Source organism: Nitrobacter sp. 62-13 (genome assembly GCF_001896955.1).
GTDB lineage: Bacteria > Pseudomonadota > Alphaproteobacteria > Rhizobiales > Xanthobacteraceae > Nitrobacter.
In genome coordinates, this window is sequence record NZ_MKRN01000172.1 from 1 (window position 1) to 16,925 (window position 16,925).

Annotated in this window: 15 protein-coding genes, 1 tRNA gene and 1 pseudogene; 11 read left to right on the forward strand and 6 right to left on the reverse strand. The window is 62.5% G+C overall.

The genetic code is table 11. The features are described from left to right. The 4 genes and pseudogenes from BGN91_RS11715 to BGN91_RS11730 all read right to left on the reverse strand — a co-directional run. Positions 1-391: pseudogene (locus BGN91_RS11715) on the reverse strand (phosphatase PAP2 family protein); the annotation flags it as partial. Positions 392-1,289: 898 nt separating this feature from the next. Next, positions 1,290-1,646 carry a hypothetical protein gene (locus BGN91_RS11720; protein ID WP_292613312.1) on the reverse strand — a complete coding sequence of 119 codons (357 nt, stop codon included), beginning with the start codon at positions 1,644-1,646 and terminating at the stop codon, positions 1,290-1,292. Between the two features lie 55 nt (positions 1,647-1,701). After that, positions 1,702-2,124 carry an isochorismatase family protein gene (locus BGN91_RS11725; RefSeq protein ID WP_292613314.1) on the reverse strand — a complete coding sequence of 141 codons (423 nt, stop codon included), beginning with the start codon at positions 2,122-2,124 and terminating at the stop codon, positions 1,702-1,704. Between the two features lie 220 nt (positions 2,125-2,344). Next, the gene (locus BGN91_RS11730) at positions 2,345-3,091 is read right to left on the reverse strand and encodes a DUF72 domain-containing protein (protein ID WP_292613382.1); all 747 of its coding nucleotides are present in this window, start codon (positions 3,089-3,091) and stop codon (positions 2,345-2,347) included. Positions 3,092-3,425: 334 nt separating this feature from the next. Here BGN91_RS11730 and BGN91_RS11735 point away from each other — a divergent pair, with 334 nt between their 5' ends. Further along, on the forward strand, positions 3,426-3,617 hold the full coding sequence (locus BGN91_RS11735; protein ID WP_292613316.1) for a hypothetical protein: 192 nt from the start codon (positions 3,426-3,428) through the stop codon (positions 3,615-3,617). A gap of 605 nt (positions 3,618-4,222) precedes the next feature. Here the strand turns inward: BGN91_RS11735 and BGN91_RS11740 are convergent. Next, positions 4,223-4,297: transfer RNA gene (locus BGN91_RS11740), tRNA-Gln, on the reverse strand. 292 nt (positions 4,298-4,589) lie between these two features. Between BGN91_RS11740 and BGN91_RS11745 the strand changes: the two genes are divergently transcribed. The 9 genes from BGN91_RS11745 (at position 4,590) to clpS (ending at position 15,622) form a co-directional block, all read left to right on the forward strand. Further along, entirely contained in the window at positions 4,590-6,374 is a 1,785-nt protein-coding gene (locus BGN91_RS11745) for an acyl-CoA dehydrogenase (protein ID WP_292613318.1), read from the forward strand. A 29-nt stretch (positions 6,375-6,403) separates the two neighbouring features. After that, positions 6,404-7,168, forward strand: coding sequence for a crotonase/enoyl-CoA hydratase family protein (locus BGN91_RS11750; RefSeq protein WP_292613320.1), 765 nt, complete (start codon positions 6,404-6,406; stop codon positions 7,166-7,168). A 260-nt stretch (positions 7,169-7,428) separates the two neighbouring features. Next, the gene (locus tag BGN91_RS11755) at positions 7,429-8,358 is read left to right on the forward strand and encodes a histone deacetylase family protein (protein WP_292613322.1); all 930 of its coding nucleotides are present in this window, start codon (positions 7,429-7,431) and stop codon (positions 8,356-8,358) included. Positions 8,359-8,418: 60 nt separating this feature from the next. Beyond that, the gene (locus tag BGN91_RS11760; RefSeq protein WP_292613324.1) at positions 8,419-8,670 is read left to right on the forward strand and encodes an exodeoxyribonuclease VII small subunit; all 252 of its coding nucleotides are present in this window, start codon (positions 8,419-8,421) and stop codon (positions 8,668-8,670) included. Positions 8,671-9,202: 532 nt separating this feature from the next. Then, complete coding sequence (gene dxs / locus BGN91_RS11765) at positions 9,203-11,128, forward strand: 1-deoxy-D-xylulose-5-phosphate synthase (RefSeq protein ID WP_292613326.1); 1,926 nt, start codon at positions 9,203-9,205, stop codon at positions 11,126-11,128. Between the two features lie 63 nt (positions 11,129-11,191). Further along, entirely contained in the window at positions 11,192-11,947 is a 756-nt protein-coding gene (locus BGN91_RS11770) for a TlyA family RNA methyltransferase (protein WP_292613328.1), read from the forward strand. A 34-nt stretch (positions 11,948-11,981) separates the two neighbouring features. Then, on the forward strand, positions 11,982-13,226 hold the full coding sequence (locus BGN91_RS11775; RefSeq protein ID WP_292613329.1) for a class I SAM-dependent RNA methyltransferase: 1,245 nt from the start codon (positions 11,982-11,984) through the stop codon (positions 13,224-13,226). Positions 13,227-13,513: 287 nt separating this feature from the next. Then, positions 13,514-15,196 carry a methyl-accepting chemotaxis protein gene (locus BGN91_RS11780; RefSeq protein WP_292613331.1) on the forward strand — a complete coding sequence of 561 codons (1,683 nt, stop codon included), beginning with the start codon at positions 13,514-13,516 and terminating at the stop codon, positions 15,194-15,196. Positions 15,197-15,322: 126 nt separating this feature from the next. Then, positions 15,323-15,622 (forward strand): ATP-dependent Clp protease adapter ClpS, encoded by a 300-nt coding sequence (clpS, locus tag BGN91_RS11785; protein WP_292613333.1) that lies wholly within the window; start codon positions 15,323-15,325, stop codon positions 15,620-15,622. Between the two features lie 15 nt (positions 15,623-15,637). Here the strand turns inward: clpS and aroC are convergent, their stop codons facing one another. Then, the gene (gene aroC / locus BGN91_RS11790) at positions 15,638-16,729 is read right to left on the reverse strand and encodes a chorismate synthase (RefSeq protein ID WP_292613335.1); all 1,092 of its coding nucleotides are present in this window, start codon (positions 16,727-16,729) and stop codon (positions 15,638-15,640) included. On the opposite strand from aroC, the gene BGN91_RS11795 reads away from it, so the two are divergent. Next, positions 16,728-16,913: a hypothetical protein gene (locus BGN91_RS11795; protein ID WP_292613337.1), complete on the forward strand. Its 186-nt coding sequence runs from the start codon at positions 16,728-16,730 to the stop codon at positions 16,911-16,913. The two genes, aroC and BGN91_RS11795, sit on opposite strands and share 2 nt — an antisense overlap. Positions 16,914-16,925: the final 12 nt, after the last annotated feature.

The window sequence follows — 16,925 nt, forward strand, 5'->3', positions numbered from 1 at the left end:
CGGCCGGAAAGGCGCCAGCTGCGGAGGCCAACGCGCCCATATGGAGTGCGTGGCCCGAGGGGAAAGCGTCGTCGCGTTTGCCCGAAAATGAAATTCCGTGAACATGGCCTATCACAGTTTTTCGATCTGGACGGGTTTGATCGAACATTAGTTTCATACCGTGCGGCAATAAGGAGGAAGCCACTGTGACCAGCAGCGCGTGGTTGGCGGCTCGGCGAAGCTGTTCCCCACCCCCTCGTGAAGCCACCCATCCGATGGCTGCCAAAATAAGAAGCAGTTTCTCATCCGCTCCCCAAGCTAGCGCTCTACCGATTTCCTCGGGAACAGGCGAGGTATGATGCGCGATCGTTTGGGCGATCTCGATATCAACTTCAGCTGGCTTCACGCTCACGGGAAATGGTCGGCTTTGTTTCAAGCCGAAGACCTTTGCGAACGTCCGACGTACACTCATTTGCGGTCTGACAACCGATGCCACGCATGTTCGGCGAAACAATTACTAACGTTTCCCGATCGAACAGGTTCATTTCCCGTCCACCCTCATTTTCTTAGCCTGCACGGCCAAGAGTGATCCCACGTAAATTAAGGCGTCCTTTTCAAGGCGTCCCTCCTGCGGGCGGATCATCTATCCTGAAGAAATTGCGTTGAGTATCGAATTGCTACTTCGGACCGCCCCTCTTTCGAAACGCCTCATCATCATAACCATGCCGGCTGCTGAAAAATAATAGACTAATCAGTCCGCAACCGACGACCAGCGTAAAAATACCGCCGAAGCCAAGGCGACCCAATCGCGCGTGGGAATATCTCTCGTCCATGCCGATGCGGCCTAGACCCACGTTCCAACGAGAGCGAGAAGGATAATGAGAGAAACATACTTTACGTTTGGCATGGCGTTTCCTTCAAATTCCACGGTCTGTATCGTAAATACGGAAATGCCGCCAAGTTCCTAAAACAAGTGAGAGCCGGCGCGAAACCGCTACGTGTCATATAAATGCTCTTCCGACGCATCGCTGGTAGCCAGGCAATATTTGTTGCTTCGGTTGCCATGCTTCCCTTGGAGCATTTGGCGCGGCAAACATTCTTCGACATCAAGGGTCGATTTGATTATGCAAAACCCGCCGGCAAGGGAGACCCACCGGCGGGTCATTCCGCGGGGCGGGGTGGGGGTTGGCCCGTCCCCTCTGTTAATGTGCCAGATGACGAGGCGTTCCTGGTCTTAGGCTCAGCATTCACCAGGCCCGTGCTTTGCCGTTTTCATCAGGGGTGCAAAGCTCCGAAATAATATCGGCGGCCTATGCTGCGAAACGCGCGGCAATCTCGTCAGTGCGGCGAATGGAATCGCGGATGACGTTGGCTTCGGCCTCGAATTCGAGAGCCTTGGTCGCCCAGGACTTGGCGATGTTGCTCCTACCGCTCTGGTTGGCCTGCATCTCGAGCTTTCTGGCCAGGGCAATGCGTTCGTCAAGCGCCCGTAACGCGCTGCCAAAGGCCCGCTTCAAATTCTCGTCCAACGCGAGACTCATAATTTCTGCCGAATAGGCATGGCCTACATGGCACCGATAGCGCACGAGTTCGCCTTCCTCAATTTCCCACATGATGCCGTGACAATCCGGACAGGCGAATACCGACCGACGTCCGATGCGATCCATTTCTGTCATGCTGCCGCGTCCACCGCTTGCGATATTGACTTCATATTCAAGGCTGTCAGAGGCCGGCACCTCCGGCCCCGCAGAGCAGCGTATCAACGCGTCTTTCGACCAAGTAAGACTGAAGCGCACTGGCGGCGAAGGCCGAGTAAACGGGCTTATCGATCACATGTGCCGGCGGGACGAAGGCTTCGAGTTCGGGAACGAGCCGCAGCAAAGAGGGATCTATGGCGTCACGAGTGACGTGCGGCCATTTCGCATAATAGGCGTGCCACATACCCGCTGCACAGTCGGGTCTCTGCGGCGGAATGAACCGGGTAAAGACTGTGTGTTCTGGTCCGTGCGCCACAAGTTGCTCGACGGTAGGTAGCACACGCGGCATCCAAGGCGTCGGCCACGGGCCTCTCTCGCCGAACAGCCGCTGCATGTCGATGCACAGATGAATGCTGTGGGGTCCCGGAACAGCTTTGAGCATGCCCATCGTCTAGTCCTCTCTCAAACTGCAGGGCGCCGCTCCTCTTCCGTGTCGGCCACGCATCCGCATTTACGCAGCACCCTACAAAGAACGTAACGGGGCCATCCGTGAGGCCTCGCAAAATCGCTCGGGGTTTTTCCTAGTGGACCTTGTCATTATTAGACAACAACCATTAGCGTTGGATCATTCCGCGACCGGGGTTTAAGTTTTTGAAACGAAATACACATCAGTTCAGATGCATCAGACGCATCAACCGCGCGGCGTCGAGAGGAGCCGCGCTCTTCTGATCGTTGTCGAAATACACATAGATACTGTGTCCTTCCATTCGTAAGCGTAATAACCGTCGCGCCCACGCCGCCAGTGTTTGAGGGGCATAACGATCGCGATAGTTTCCCGATGGACCATGAGCGCGGACGTAGACATGAGGGGCGGTCACCTCCCATGGAGCCGGTGCGTCGTGATGATCCGAGATGCAAAGGGCGCTACTGTAATTGTGCAGAAGATCGAAGATGTCCAGCGTGTACCAGCTGGGGTGACGAAACTCGAAGACATAAGGGCGCGGTTCGCGGAGCCGCCTTAGAAACGATTCAAGTCGCGTGACGTCCTTTTGGAATTGCGGTGGAAGCTGAAACAACACCGGACCTGCCTTCGCCTTCAGAAGGCGAAGGCGGCTTTCCAGCAGAGCGAGGCTGTTCTCGGATTTCGGGCCGAGTCGTTTCCAGTGCGTGATGAACTTCGAAGCCTTCCAGGCAAAGATAAATTCTTGAGGGGTCTGCTCGGCCCAGGCGCGGACGGCCTCGAGCGTCGGTGTCCGGTAGAAGACCCCATTGAGTTCCGTAGTGCGGAAGTAATGTGAGTAGTAGTTGAGGTGAAGCCGCGCCGGAAGTTGCGGCGGGAAAAAAGGGCCACGCCAGGATTTGTAACTCCAGCCGGACGTGCCTATGAGAACCGTCGGTTTTGATTTCTTGCTCATCGCACCGGTGACTCGCTTGGCGAGGTTGCGCGACATTTGTGCACCCCAGGAACAACAACGGCTCGGCTTGTCGGTTCCGGGAATTGAATGTGCCGACCACTCAGGTTTGGCCTTAGCGCCCCCAGCGTGAGGTCCAATGTTCGGGCTCGCGCGGTCTGGCGGCTTACCCGCCAGAGATTGCGTAACCTTCACTGTGGATCAGGAATTAATTGGCAATTAGCGGCAGCGGAGCCGCGGCGTGGGGTCGTGCCGACGTAATGGCGATCGGGCGCGCAATGGATTGAGAGGACAAAAAATTATGAATCTTGCGCGATATTCAGTGACGGCGTGCGGGATGAGCGGCAGGCTCGCTTTGCAGCTGGCATTCAGCTGCAAAAACAAACTCGCGATGGCGCAATCGATAGCCGACAATGTCGAGTTCTGGCTCTTGAGGGACGTAGTGAAACGTTGGGATATCCTGGTAAAAGTGTTCGTTAATCTGTCGGCGTGGCGGCGGGGCGTTGTTCAGGAATTGATAAGAGCTTGAATAAGCACCGTGCCCCGAGGTTGAGCTCCGGGCATCGTTTCAAAGGTGTGGCGGCGGTCAATTAAGGTTTGGTCGGCGAGGTCGGTCGCCGCGATAGGGCTGGGTGAAGACATGCGGCCGACGCTGCTGCTGCTCACGGGCCTCGGCAGATACAACCGCGTCGAAATTGCCGGGGCCCCAGACCGACGGATCGCAGTCGCCTGCGTCGACCTCCGCTGGAGTGGGACCCCTGGCTTCACGCTGGGCGCGAAGATAATCTTCGCGCGGGTCACTTTGCCCAGTTCGAACGGGAGCTCGCCTCGGAACGGGTCAAGGACAAGATCGCTGTGCTTTAGCTAGATCGTCGTACGGTGAATGATGTCTGCAATGCAATGGTGCCCAGGAAAGGACTGTGACCGTCCGGCGGCAGTCTGGATCAAACTATGTCTCCGGTCTCGGCTTCCCAAAAACGGGAATATCCGGGGCGACAGCCGGAGACTTTTGGCATTTCAAGCACCTCCATCCATGAAAGGGGACGCACGGAAGCGAAAGCTGAACGCACAAAACCCGCCATTGGCGGGGCTTTTCGCTAATTCTTCGGAGATTCCATAAAATATCGCACTGGATGGCTGGGGCGGGAGGGATCGAACCTCCGAATGGGGGAATCAAAATCCCCTGCCTTACCGCTTGGCTACGCCCCAACGGCCCGGAGCGCGCGAAAAGCGACCTCGCGGATTTACTTCGGGCTCCGACGGTCTACAGAGAGAACCCTGTTTTTTCAACCGGCTGGAGCGTTCGGGACAAAGTTTGAGCCGCTCCAACCCTGCCTTTTTCCGGCGGCCTGGAATGGCCGCTGGGCCGAAGCCGGTCTTGAGACCTCTCCCCATCGCCGCTTTGCCCGAAAGAGTTGAGAGCCGCTTCGTTTCGTGGGAATACGACTATAGCGGCTGACAGAAGCCCCTCCCTGTCCGGCCATTGCTCGCGAGGCACGCCATGACCTATCGCGCACCGATCGGCGACATGCTGCTTGCTCTCAACCATGGCGCGGGGCTGAAGGCCGCGATCGAAGCCGGCCATTACGGCAACTACGATCCCGAGATCACGTCGGCGGTACTGGAAGAAGCCGGCCGGTTCGCGAGCGAGGTGCTGGCGCCGCTCGACCGCAGCGGCGACCAGCATGGCGCCAAGCTGCAGGACGGTCGCGTGACGACCGCGCCAGGCTGGGCCGATGCCTATAAACGCTGGACGGCGGCGGGCTGGAATGCCGTCTCCGGGCCGGAGGATTTTGGTGGACAGGGACTGCCGCTCGCGATCAACGCCGCCTGTACCGAAATCTGGAGCGCGGCCAACGTCGCGTTCGGTCTGTGTCCGCTGCTGACGCTCAGCGCGATCGAGGCGCTCGCCGCTCACGGCAGCGATGAGCTGAAAAACATCTATCTCGCAAAACTGGTATCCGGCGAATGGACCGGCACGATGCAACTGACCGAGCCGCAGGCCGGCTCGGATGTCGGCAGCCTGCGCAGCCGGGCCGAACGCGCGGCCGACGGTAGTTATCGCATTTCCGGCACCAAGATCTTCATCACCTATGGCGACCACGACATGACCGACAACATCGTGCATTTCGTGCTCGCGCGATTGCCCGATGCGCCGGCCGGCACCAAGGGAATTTCCCTGTTCCTGATTCCGAAATTCCTGGTCAACGCGGACGGCTCGCTCGGCGCGCGCAACGACATCCACGCCAGCGGCATCGAGCACAAGCTCGGCATCCACGCGTCACCGACCTGCACCATGACCATGGGCGACGAAGGCGGCGCCGTCGGCTTCCTGGTCGGCGAGGAAAATCACGGCATGCAATGCATGTTCACGATGATGAACCAGGCCCGCCTCGGCGTCGGACTCGAAGGCGTCGGCATTGCCGAGCGCGCCTATCAACGTGCGCTGGCTTATGCGCGGGAGCGCAGGCAGGGCCGCGCCGTCGGCAAATCCGGCGACGGCATGGATGCCATCATCGTGCATCCCGACGTCAAGCGGATGCTGATGCAGATGCGCGCGCTGACCGCCGCCGCGCGCACCATCTGCTACGCTACCGCGGTCGCGCTGGATGTGGCCTCGCGTGCGACCGATCCTGCGACGCGCGCGGCTGCCGCTGCCCGCGGCGCGCTGCTGACGCCGGTGGCGAAGGCTTTCTCCACCGACATCGGCAACAAGGTCGCCTCTCTCGGCATTCAGGTCCACGGCGGCATGGGCTTCATCGAGGAGACCGGCTCCGCCCAGCATTATCGCGACGCCCGCATCACGTCGATCTACGAAGGCACCAACGGCATCCAGTCGATCGATCTGGTGACGCGAAAGCTCGGCATTGACCGCGGCGCGGCGGTGTTCGCGCTGCTCGACGAACTGTCGGAGACCATCAAGTGCGTGGAGGCTTCGAACGATCCCGCGTTCGGCACCACCGGCACGAGACTGCGCGACGCGGTCGGGTCTCTCGAACGCGCAAGCAGATGGCTGCTGGAACGGCTGGCGTCGTCGCCGAATGACGCGCTGGCCGGCGCGACGCCGTATCTGCGGCTGTTCGGATCGACGCTCGGCGGTTGCAAGCTCGCGGAGGAAGCGCTTGCGGCGCGCGACCTCGGCGACGAATTCGGCGACGCCCGCCGCTACGTCACGCTGGCGCGCTTCTTCGCCGAGACCATCGCGGTGCAGGCTCCGGCGCTGGAGCGCACGGTGATCGATGGCGCCGATGCCGTGAACGGCGCCGATGCGGTTCTGCTCTCTTAATTCGCGCACACGGGACAACGAAACACATCATGACCGGACATGTCACAGTCACCGACCGCGACGCGATCCGGGTCGTCTCCATGCGCCGTCCGGAGAAGAAGAACGCGATCACCCGCGAGATGTATCGCACGATGAGCGATGCGATCGGCGCCGTGCAAAACGATCCGGCGATCCGCTGCATCCTTGTTACCGGCGACTCTGGCATGTTCACGGCGGGAAATGACCTCGACGACTTCCTGAAGGACGGCACGTCCGGCAGCAGCGGCGAGCCCCGCGCCTCCGACGCCGTGACATTCCTTTACGCGCTGGCGAACAACACAAAGCCGCTCGTCGCGGCGGTGGAAGGCATCGCGATCGGCATCGGCGCCACCATGCTGTTCCATTGCGACCACGTTGTCGCCGGCAGGACGGCGACGTTCTCGACGCCCTTCATCCATCTCGGTCTGGTGCCGGAAGGCGGGTCCAGCCTGCTGGCGCCGCGGACCATGGGATATCAGCGCGCCTTCGCCATGCTGGTGATGGGCCACGCGCTCAGCGCGGAGGAGGCCCGCGAGGCTGGCTTCGTCACCACCGTGGTCGCACCAGGCGACGCCGAGGCCGAAGCCGGAAAAATCGCCCGCGGGATTTGCGCGTTGCCGGCGGAAGCCGTCGCCATTTCACGCCAACTTCTGAAACCTTCGCCGGAAGAACTGACGCGCAGGATCGATCAGGAAGCTCATTTATTCGCCGAGCGGCTGCGCTCGGAGGAAGCGATCGCCGCGTTTCAGGCGTTTTTCGCGCGCAAGAAGGAATGACCGCCGAGGCGTGGGACCGCCCGACATTTGCAGCCTGACCCGCCGAGCGGATTTCGCCGGCGACGCCGGAACCGTGATATCTTTCGGAACCTGGCATAACCCGGTAGATTGACCCCTCGCTGTCGCGCGCGTTAGAGCGGGATAAGGAAAAGTGTGTAGCGGTTTCCCGCCCGCATCCCGCTCCATTGGAATCACGTTCATGATTTTGGATCGACTCGATCGAAAATCATCGCGATCTGGTGCGGCGGTCAGGATTTGGCATGACAACGCTCGTTCTCACCCATCCCGCCAGTCTCGATCATCTGACGCCGCCCGGACACCCCGAGCGGCCGGATCGGATTCGCGTCATTGACGAGGTGCTGACCGAGGATCGTTTCAAGTGCCTGGCGCGCGGCGAGGCGCCGAAAGGATCGCTGGACTCGGTCGCGCTTTGTCACAGCGAGCACTATATCGCCGAACTCCGGCACAGGTCGCCCTCGGATGGTCTGGTCTATCTCGACAGCGACACCTCGATGTCGCCGGGGACATGGGACGCTATCATGTGCGGCGTCGGCGGCGCGGTCGCGGCGACCGATGCGGTGATCGCCGGCCGCGCCGGCAACGCGTTCGTCGCCACGCGCCCGCCTGGACATCATGCCGAGGCCGGCCGGGCGATGGGCTTCTGCTTTTTCGATCACGCGGCGATCGCGGCGCGCCACGCTCAGCGCAAACACGGAATCGGCCGCGTGGCCGTGGTCGACTTCGATGTGCATCACGGTAACGGCACGCAGGATATCTTCTGGGCCGACCGGACGGTGATGTACTGCTCGACCCATCAGATGCCGCTGTTCCCCGGCAGTGGCGCCAGCAGCGAACGCGGCGATCACGGCACCATCGTCAATGCGCCGCTGGCATCGGGCAACGGCGGCGCCGAATTTCGTTCGGCGTTCCGGAACCTGATCCTGCCGCGGCTGGAGACGTTCGCGCCTGAACTCTTCGTCATCTCTGCCGGTTTCGATGCCCACAGGCGCGATCCGCTGGCGAGCCTCAATCTGGAGGCGAGCGATTTCGGATGGGTAACGCGCGAATTGATGGATATCGCCGATGCGACAGCGGGCGGCCGAATTGTCTCGGTCCTCGAGGGCGGCTATGATTTAAAGGCACTGCAGGAATCGGTGGCTGCGCATGTCACCGCATTGATGGGTGCGTGACATTCTGCCGCGCCGAACCGTCCCCTGATCTATGCAGGCAATCGCTTCCGGAAACATCAGATGGCTGAAAATACCCTTGTTGACGTGAAAACGCTGTCCTTTGAGCATGCCATCGCGGAGCTTGAATCCATCGTCAAGCGCCTGGAGGACGGCAAGGTCCCGCTCGAGGAATCCGTTACGATCTATGAACGCGGCGAAGCGCTGAAGCGGCGCTGCGAGGAGTTGCTGCGCCAGGCCGAAGCGCGGGTGGAGAAAATCACCACAGACGCTTCCGGCCAGGTCTCCGGCACGGAACCACTGGACGTACAGTAAAAACCTTACCCAGCCCGACGCCCGGAATGGTTTTTCGGCCCCCGAAAGTTCGGAACCACTATCAAATTAAATGTCCTTGAACTAATTGTCCTTGATTGTCGCCCGTGCTGGCGGTTCCGCGGGGATGCAACTTCAGCCCCTTGGCCGCGTTAGCCTTCCACTTTCCGGCGGGCCCGGCTTTCGACCTTGAACCTTCGACCTGGCCCGTCCTACTCAAGAAGGCTGCCTACTCAAGGAGGCTGCCCGTTGGCTTTGGGCGCAGGTTTGGTGTAATGCTTCTCGACTGCGCGCTGCCGAACCTGCTCCGCAACCGGCGCTGAAACGGGGTAAGCGCCTTAAGCAGCTTGCAAAAATGATTGGAACGCGTGACACGATACATAGTGACGTCTATCACAGTTCTCGGCCGGAGCAACAGCCAAACTTCAAGCACGTCAGCGCGGGAAGTTTCGCGACCGTAGGGACGTCTGTTGCGCGACGGCGCCGGAGTTCTATCTCCGTTCGAAGCTCCCGGACATAAAATTGGAATGTCGCAGTGACCGATTTCAGTAAGACTCCGCTTCTCGACACCATCCGTACCCCCGCCGACTTGCGCAAGCTTAAAGTCGAGCAGGTCCGGCAAGTTGCGGATGAATTGCGCAAGGAGACCATCGACGCGGTGTCGGTGACGGGAGGACATTTCGGTGCCGGTCTCGGCGTGGTCGAACTGACCACGGCGATCCACTACATCTTCGACACGCCGCGCGACCGGCTGATCTGGGACGTCGGTCATCAGGCCTATCCGCACAAGATCCTGACCGGACGCCGCGACCGCATCCGCACGCTGCGCACCGGCGGCGGACTGTCCGGATTCACCAAGCGCACCGAGAGCGATTACGATCCGTTCGGCGCCGCCCACTCCTCGACCTCGATCTCCGCCAGCCTCGGCATGGCCGTGGCGCGCGATCTCTCCGGCGGCAAGAACAACGTCATCGCCGTGATCGGCGACGGCGCGATGTCGGCGGGCATGGCGTATGAGGCGATGAACAACGCCGGCGCGATGAATTCGCGACTGATCGTCATCCTCAACGACAACGACATGTCGATCGCACCGCCGGTCGGCGCCATGTCGGCCTATCTGTCGCGGCTTTACTCCGGCAAAACCTACCGCTCGCTGCGCGAAGCCGCCAAGCAGCTCGGCAAGCATCTGCCGAAAATGATCGCCGACCGCGCCGAGCGCGTCGAGGAATATTCGCGCGGCTTCATGACCAACAGCGGCACGCTGTTCGAGGAGCTCGGCTTCTACTACGTCGGGCCGATCGACGGCCATAATCTCGACCATCTGCTGCCGGTGCTGAAGAACGTCCGCGACATGGAGAACGGCCCGATCCTGGTCCACGTCGTGACCCAGAAGGGCAAGGGCTACCCACCCGCGGAGGCCGCTGCCGACAAGTATCACGCGGTGGTCAAGTTCGACATCACCACCGGCGCTCAATCGAAGTCCAAGCCGAACGCGCCTGCCTACCAGAACGTGTTCGGCCAGAGCCTGGTCAAGGAAGCCGAGAAGGACGACAAGATCGTCGCCATCACCGCAGCGATGCCGTCCGGCACCGGCGTCGACATCTTCAACAAGGCGTTCCCGGAGCGCACCTTCGATGTCGGCATCGCCGAGCAGCACGCGGTGACCTTCGCCGCCGGCCTCGCGACCGAGGGCTACAAGCCGTTCTGCGCGATCTATTCGACCTTCCTGCAACGCGGCTACGATCAGGTCGTGCACGACGTGGCGATCCAGTCGCTGCCGGTGCGCTTCGCCATCGACCGCGCCGGCCTCGTCGGCGCCGACGGCGCGACGCATGCGGGCTCGTTCGACAATGCGTTCCTCGGCTGCCTGCCGAACTTCGTCATCATGGCCGCCGCCGACGAGGCCGAGCTGGTGCACATGGTTGCGACGCAGGTCGCGATCAACGACCGCCCGAGCGCGGTGCGCTATCCGCGCGGCGAAGGCCGCGGCGTCGAAATGCCCGAGGTCGGCGTCCCGCTTCCGATCGGCAAGGGCCGTATCATTCGCCAGGGCAATAAGGTCGCGCTTTTGTCCTTCGGCACCCGCCTCGCCGAATGCGAGAAAGCGGCGGACGAGCTTGCCGCGCATGGTCTGTCCACGACCATTGCCGACGCGCGCTTCATGAAGCCGCTCGACATCGATCTGGTGATGAAGCTCGCGCGCGACCACGACGTGCTGATCACGATCGAGGAAGGCTCGATCGGCGGCTTCGGCTCGCACGTGATGCAGACGCTGTCCGACAACGGCATGCTCGATGGCGGGCTGCGGATGCGCGCGATGATCCTGCCGGACGAGTTTCTCGACCACGACACGCCGGCGGCGATGTACGCCGTCGCGGGGCTCGATGCCAAGGGGATCGTTGCCAAGGTGTTCGAGGCGCTCGGCAAGGATGTCAACACCGAGACCGTCAAGCTGGCCTGAGCCGATCCGGATTCGCCTTTCTCGCCTCTGACCTGCTCCGAGCCGGATGGCTATGAGCTGACAATGGCAAAGCGTGACAGCACCGAACCTTCAGCCCGCAAGCGCGCCGACGTCCTGCTGGTCGAACGCGGCCTGTTCGAGAGCCGGGCGCGGGCGCAGGCGGCGATCGAGGCCGGGCTTGTCAGCGCCAACGGCAAGGCGGTGACGAAAGTCTCCGAGACGATTCCCAGCGATGCCGCGCTGGATGCCCAACCCGCGCACCCCTACGTGTCGCGCGGCGGCGTCAAGCTCGCCGGCGCGCTGGAACGCTATCCGATCGAGATCGAGAACCATGTCTGCCTCGATGTCGGCGCCTCGACCGGCGGCTTCACCGAAGTGCTGCTCGCGAACGGCGCCAGCCTGGTGTTCGCCATCGATGTCGGTCGCGATCAACTGCATCCGAGCCTGCGCGGCCATCCGCGCGTGGTGTCGATGGAGTCCGCCGACATCCGCTCCTTCGAGGGAAAACGGCTGCCGCAGCGGCCGGACGTGGTGGTGATGGATGCGAGCTTCATTTCATTGAAGGCTATTCTTCCGGTCACGTTGTCGCTGGCGGCCGCGCCGATGCATCTTCTCGCGCTGATCAAGCCGCAGTTCGAGGCGCCACGCGCCGCGATCAAAAAGGGCATCGTCCGCGACGCGGCGGTGCATCAGGCGGTGTGCGACGACATCGCGGCCTTTGCGGCAACGCTCGGATGCACCGATATCGACGTCTTCCCGTCCCCGATCACCGGCGGCGACGGCAACGTCGAATTCTTTCTCGGGGCGCGCCGTGGCTGATTTTCAAACCGTCATTCCGAGATAGCCACACCGCATGACCGAACGCCTGATCATCGATCACGTCGGCCACCGCGGCGACGGTGTTGCGGTGACGGATGCGGGAAGCGTCTTCGTGCCTTACACGCTCGCTGGCGAGACCGTGGAGGTCGAACCGGCAGCCAGCCACCCCGAACGCGCTCGCCTCCTTCGCATCGAAAGCGGGAGTGCGGAGCGGATCGCACCCTTCTGTCCGCATTTCGGCGCCTGCGGCGGTTGCGCCATCCAGCACTGGCAGCAGGCCGCTTACCGCGCCTGGAAACGGCAGATCGTCATCGACACGCTGACGCAGGCTCGCATCGACTGTGCGGTCGACGAACTGATCGACGCGCACGGCGCGGGACGGCGGCGGATCACTCTTCATGCCCGGCGCGCCGGCGACGGCAAATTGCGCGTAGGATTCGCCGCGCCGAACAGCCACGCGATCGTGCCGATCGACGCCTGCCCGATCCTCGACCCCGCCCTGCACGGCGCGCTCGATGCGGCGCGCGAGTTGGCTTCCGTGCTGAAGCCTGCGAACAAGCCGCTCGACATCCAGGTGACGGCCACGGACAACGGCCTCGATGTCGATGTCCGTGGCTCCGGACCTCTACCGGCTGGGTTGATCGCGACACTGTCGCGCGTCGCCGAGGCGCACCGGCTGACGCGGCTGACCCGTCACGGCGAACTGGTGCTGATGCGCGCGCCGCCGGTGATCGGCATCGGCGCCGCGCAAGTCGTGCTGCCGCCGGGCTCGTTCCTGCAGGCCACCGTCACCGGCGAGGAAACCCTGGCGGCGCTGGTGGCCGGTCACTGCAAGAAAGCGAAACACATCGCCGATCTGTTCTGCGGCGTCGGCCCCTTCGCGCTGCGGCTCGCAACCCGGGCACGCGTCGCGGCGCTCGACAGCGACCCCGGCGCGATCGAGGCCCTGCGCAAGGCGGCCGCTGCCGCACACGGATTGAAGCCGCTCGATGCCGAAGCCCGCGACCTGTTCCGCCGCCCGCTGGTGCCGCAGGAGTTGCGCGAATTCGATGCCGTGGTGTTCGACCCGCCGCGGCAGGGCGCCGAGGCTCAGAGCAAGCAACTCGCCGCCAGCAAAATTCCCGTCATTGTCGCAGTGTCCTGCAACGTCGCAACCTTCGCCCGCGATGCGCGTCTCCTGCTCGACGGTGGCTACCGGCTCGAAGCTGTAACGCCCCTCGACCAGTTCAGGCACTCCCCGCACGTGGAATTGGTGGCGAAATTTCAGCGCGGTCGATGAACCGCGCGGTGTGCTTTGCGGCCATCCTCAATCCCGCCCGCCACGGGTATACGTTTCGCGCGCACCTTCCGCGTGTGCAACGCAGGATTTAAGCCAACGCGGTATACTCGTGTTTACGAACATTTCATTCAACAGGTTCATGATCCTGAGATCAAACCCCGCTGCAGCGCAGCCGGGGTAGGCGGCCTTTGAGTCGGAACGCCCCTATTTTCGTTTTTGCGCTCCCGCCGAGTCGGTCGCCCTCCAGTTTCCGTCAGCCAATGCGGACTGCCGAAAGGGTCAGAACGATGCTTTCCCGCCTCTCAATTCGCGCCAAAATCATCTCCACGATCTCGTTTCTCCTGCTGGCCTTGGCGGGAATGGGCGTGCTGTCCATGATCGAAATGGAAGCCATCCACGATCGGGCCGTCGATCTGCGGACCAACTGGCTTCCCAGCGTGCGCGAGCTCGGCGAGTTGCGTGCCGGCACCATCGCCTACGGCGCGGCGGTCCGCTCCCATCTGCTCGCTTCCGACGCCGCCGGCAAGGACGCGGCCGAGAAAACCCTGGTTTCCGTCGGAGAGGCGATCGAGAAGACCCGCAAAGCCTATGAGCCGATGATCGCCTTGCCGGAGGAGCAGCGAATCTACAAGGCATTTTCCGCGCAATGGGCATCCTATGTCGCGGACGTTCGCGACCTGCTGACGCTCTCGCGAAAGGGCGATCTCCGGGTCAGCCTCGATATGTACGACCGCAAGGTCGACCCGGCGGGGCTGAAGGCCGACGAGACCCTGCGCGAAGACATCGCCATGAACCACAGGGAAGCGGACGCCACAGGCAGCGCGGCCAGTCGAAGCTACAAGTCGGCCTTCGCGATCGTGGTCACCATCGTCTCGCTGGCGTTGATTTTCGGCGTCGGCGTTGCGATCTATCTGGTGCGCGATGTTTCGCGCGCGATCGCCTCGATCGTCGCGCCGATGCGCTCGCTCGGCGCCGGAGATTTGTCCGCCGTCGTTCCGCACCGGGGCGAAAAGACCGAAGTCGGCACGATGGCCGACGCGCTCCAGATCTTCAAGGATGCACTGATCGCCAAGAAAGCGGCCGACGAGGCGGCGGCGCAGGATGCACAAGCCAAACTCCAGCGCGCCCAGCGGGTCGAGACCATTACCCGCGAATTCGAATCGATGATCGGCGAACTGGTGGGCTCTCTCTCATCGTCCTCGACCGAACTCGAAGCCGCGGCCAACACCCTGACGGCGACGGCCGAAACCACCGGCCGGACGTCCGGCGACGCAGCCGCCGCCTCGCAGGAAGTGTCTTCCAACGTACAGTCTGTTGCCAGCGCCACTGAAGAGATCACCTCCTCCGTGAATGAAATCGGCCGGCAGGTCAACGAGGCGAGCCGGGTCGCCGGCGATGCCGTCAGGCAGGCCGAGCAGACCGATGCCAATATTACGGAACTGTCCCAGGCCGCGAGCCGGATCGGCGACGTCGTCAAATTGATCACGGCGGTCGCCGAACAAACCAACCTGCTGGCGCTCAACGCCACTATCGAGGCGGCAAGGGCCGGCGATGCCGGCCGGGGCTTCGCGGTGGTGGCCTCGGAGGTCAAGACGCTCGCGGCGCAGACCGCGAAAGCGACCGACGAGATCAGCACCCAGATCGCAGACATGCAGGCCGCCACGCGCGACTCGGTGTCGGCGATCCGAGAGATCGGCACCACCATCAAGACGATTTCCGAAATTTCTTCGGCCATCGCAGCCGCAGTGGAAGAACAGGGCGCGGCGACGCAGGAAATCGCCCGCAACGTCCAGCAAGCGGCCCAGCGCAGCGGCGAGGTCGCCTCCAGCATCACCGAAGTGAGCCGCGGCGCCGGCGAGACCGGGTCGGCTTCGAGTCAGGTCCTGTCATCGGCGCAGATGCTGTCCACCGAAAGCACGCGGCTGAAGACGGAAGTCGAAAAGTTCCTGGACACGGTCCGCGCGGCCTGAGCGAAAAGGGGCGGCACCACCCGCCGCCCCTTTTGCGGTTGCCGCCGGCGCTATAGTCTGCCGGTTTCCCTCGCGCAGGCCGGCATTGGCTTCGCGCGAAAAACTACAAGTCCAAGGTGCAGCCGCATGAGCGATACCGCCCTCAAGCCCCGGACCGAAATCAAGGTCGAGCGTCCGCGTCTGTACAAGGTCATTCTTCTCAACGACGACTTCACACCGAAAGAATTCGTCATTGCCGTGCTGAAGGCCGAATTCAGCATGACCGAGGATCAGGCGCAAAAGGTGATGATCACCGCGCACCGGCTCGGTTCCTGCGTTGTCGGTGTGTTCGCGAAGGATATCGCGGAAACCAAGGCCACCCGCGCCACCGACGCCGGTCGCACCGCGGGCTTTCCGTTGTTGTTCACCACCGAGCCGGAAGAATAGCGGCTTCGAGGACTCTCAGCGCGCGCCAACCTGGCCGCGATGACGCAGGAAATGGTCGGCCAGCACGCAGGCGACCATGGCCTCGCCTACCGGCACCGCGCGGATGCCGACGCAGGGATCGTGGCGGCCTTTGGTGAAGATATCGGTTTCGGTGCCGTTGCGATCGACGGTCTTGCGCGGCGACAGAATCGATGAGGTCGGCTTTACCGCGAACCGGGCCACCACCGGCTGGCCGGTTGAGATGCCGCCCAGAATGCCGCCGGCATGGTTCGAGGTGAACGCCGGACCGTCATTGCCCATTCTCATCTCGTCGGCATTCTCCTCGCCGGTGAGTGCGGCGGCATCGAAGCCCGCGCCGATCTCGACGCCCTTGACCGCATTGATGCTCATCAGCGCCGCCGCAAGGTCGCCGTCGAGCTTGGCGTAGATCGGCGCGCCAAGCCCTGCGGGCACGCCTTCGGCCACCACCTCGATCACGGCGCCGATCGAGGAGCCGCTCTTGCGGATGCCGTCGAGATAGCTTTCGAAAAACGCGGCCTTGTCCCTGTCGGGACAGAAGAACGGATTTCTCGCGGTCTCCTCCCAGTCCCATTTCTCACGGTCGATCTTGTGCGGCCCCATCTGCACCAGCGCGCCGCGCACGCTCATGCCCGGCACGATCTTGCGCGCGATCGCGCCGGCCGCGACCCGCATCGCCGTCTCCCGCGCCGAGGAGCGCCCGCCGCCGCGATAATCGCGCAGCCCATACTTTGCCTCATAGGTGAAATCGGCGTGGCCCGGGCGAAACTTGTCCTTGATGTCGGAGTAGTCCTTCGAGCGCTGGTCGGTGTTCTCGATCAGCAACCCGATCGGTGTGCCGGTCGTCACCTGCTCGCCGCTATCGGGATGCGGCATCACTCCGGACAGGATCTTTACCACGTCAGCCTCCTGCCGCTGCGTGGTGAAGCGTGACTGGCCGGGACGGCGGCGATCGAGATCGCGCTGGATCTCCTCCACGGTGAGCGGCAACAACGGCGGACAGCCGTCGACCACGCAGCCGATCGCAACCCCGTGGCTTTCGCCAAAGGTCGTGACGCGGAAAAGATGGCCGAAGGTGTTGTGGGACATGAACCAACCAAGCGGGTTTGTAAAACATGCAATTGGCCACCTGCACGATCGCAACCATAAAGTTGCAATCTCGCAGATGATGGCCTGCATGTTTGCAATTGTCGTAGCCGGAAGCAGCAAAAATCGCAAACCTTTGGAGCGAAAATGCTATTTCCCCAAGCGGCAAAGCGGCGAAAAATCGTAAATGTTCGTCATG

Excerpts from the sequence above, each read along its gene's own strand:
- BGN91_RS11720 (WP_292613312.1), bottom strand. The coding sequence starts at position 1,646 with ATGGATCGCATCGGACGTCGGTCGGTATTCGCCTGTCCGGATTGTCAC.
- BGN91_RS11760 (WP_292613324.1), top strand. The coding sequence starts at position 8,419 with ATGGCTGAAAATACCCTTGTTGACGTGAAAACGCTGTCCTTTGAGCAT.
- BGN91_RS11795 (WP_292613337.1), top strand. The coding sequence starts at position 16,728 with ATGAACCAACCAAGCGGGTTTGTAAAACATGCAATTGGCCACCTGCAC.
- BGN91_RS11730 (WP_292613382.1), bottom strand. The coding sequence starts at position 3,091 with ATGAGCAAGAAATCAAAACCGACGGTTCTCATAGGCACGTCCGGCTGG.
- BGN91_RS11750 (WP_292613320.1), top strand. The coding sequence starts at position 6,404 with ATGACCGGACATGTCACAGTCACCGACCGCGACGCGATCCGGGTCGTC.
- BGN91_RS11770 (WP_292613328.1), top strand. The coding sequence starts at position 11,192 with ATGGCAAAGCGTGACAGCACCGAACCTTCAGCCCGCAAGCGCGCCGAC.
- BGN91_RS11725 (WP_292613314.1), bottom strand. The coding sequence starts at position 2,124 with ATGGGCATGCTCAAAGCTGTTCCGGGACCCCACAGCATTCATCTGTGC.
- BGN91_RS11755 (WP_292613322.1), top strand. The coding sequence starts at position 7,429 with ATGACAACGCTCGTTCTCACCCATCCCGCCAGTCTCGATCATCTGACG.
- BGN91_RS11735 (WP_292613316.1), top strand. The coding sequence starts at position 3,426 with ATGAGCGGCAGGCTCGCTTTGCAGCTGGCATTCAGCTGCAAAAACAAA.
- BGN91_RS11780 (WP_292613331.1), top strand. The coding sequence starts at position 13,514 with ATGCTTTCCCGCCTCTCAATTCGCGCCAAAATCATCTCCACGATCTCG.
- aroC (WP_292613335.1), bottom strand. The coding sequence starts at position 16,729 with ATGTCCCACAACACCTTCGGCCATCTTTTCCGCGTCACGACCTTTGGC.
- BGN91_RS11745 (WP_292613318.1), top strand. The coding sequence starts at position 4,590 with ATGACCTATCGCGCACCGATCGGCGACATGCTGCTTGCTCTCAACCAT.
- clpS (WP_292613333.1), top strand. The coding sequence starts at position 15,323 with ATGAGCGATACCGCCCTCAAGCCCCGGACCGAAATCAAGGTCGAGCGT.
- BGN91_RS11775 (WP_292613329.1), top strand. The coding sequence starts at position 11,982 with ATGACCGAACGCCTGATCATCGATCACGTCGGCCACCGCGGCGACGGT.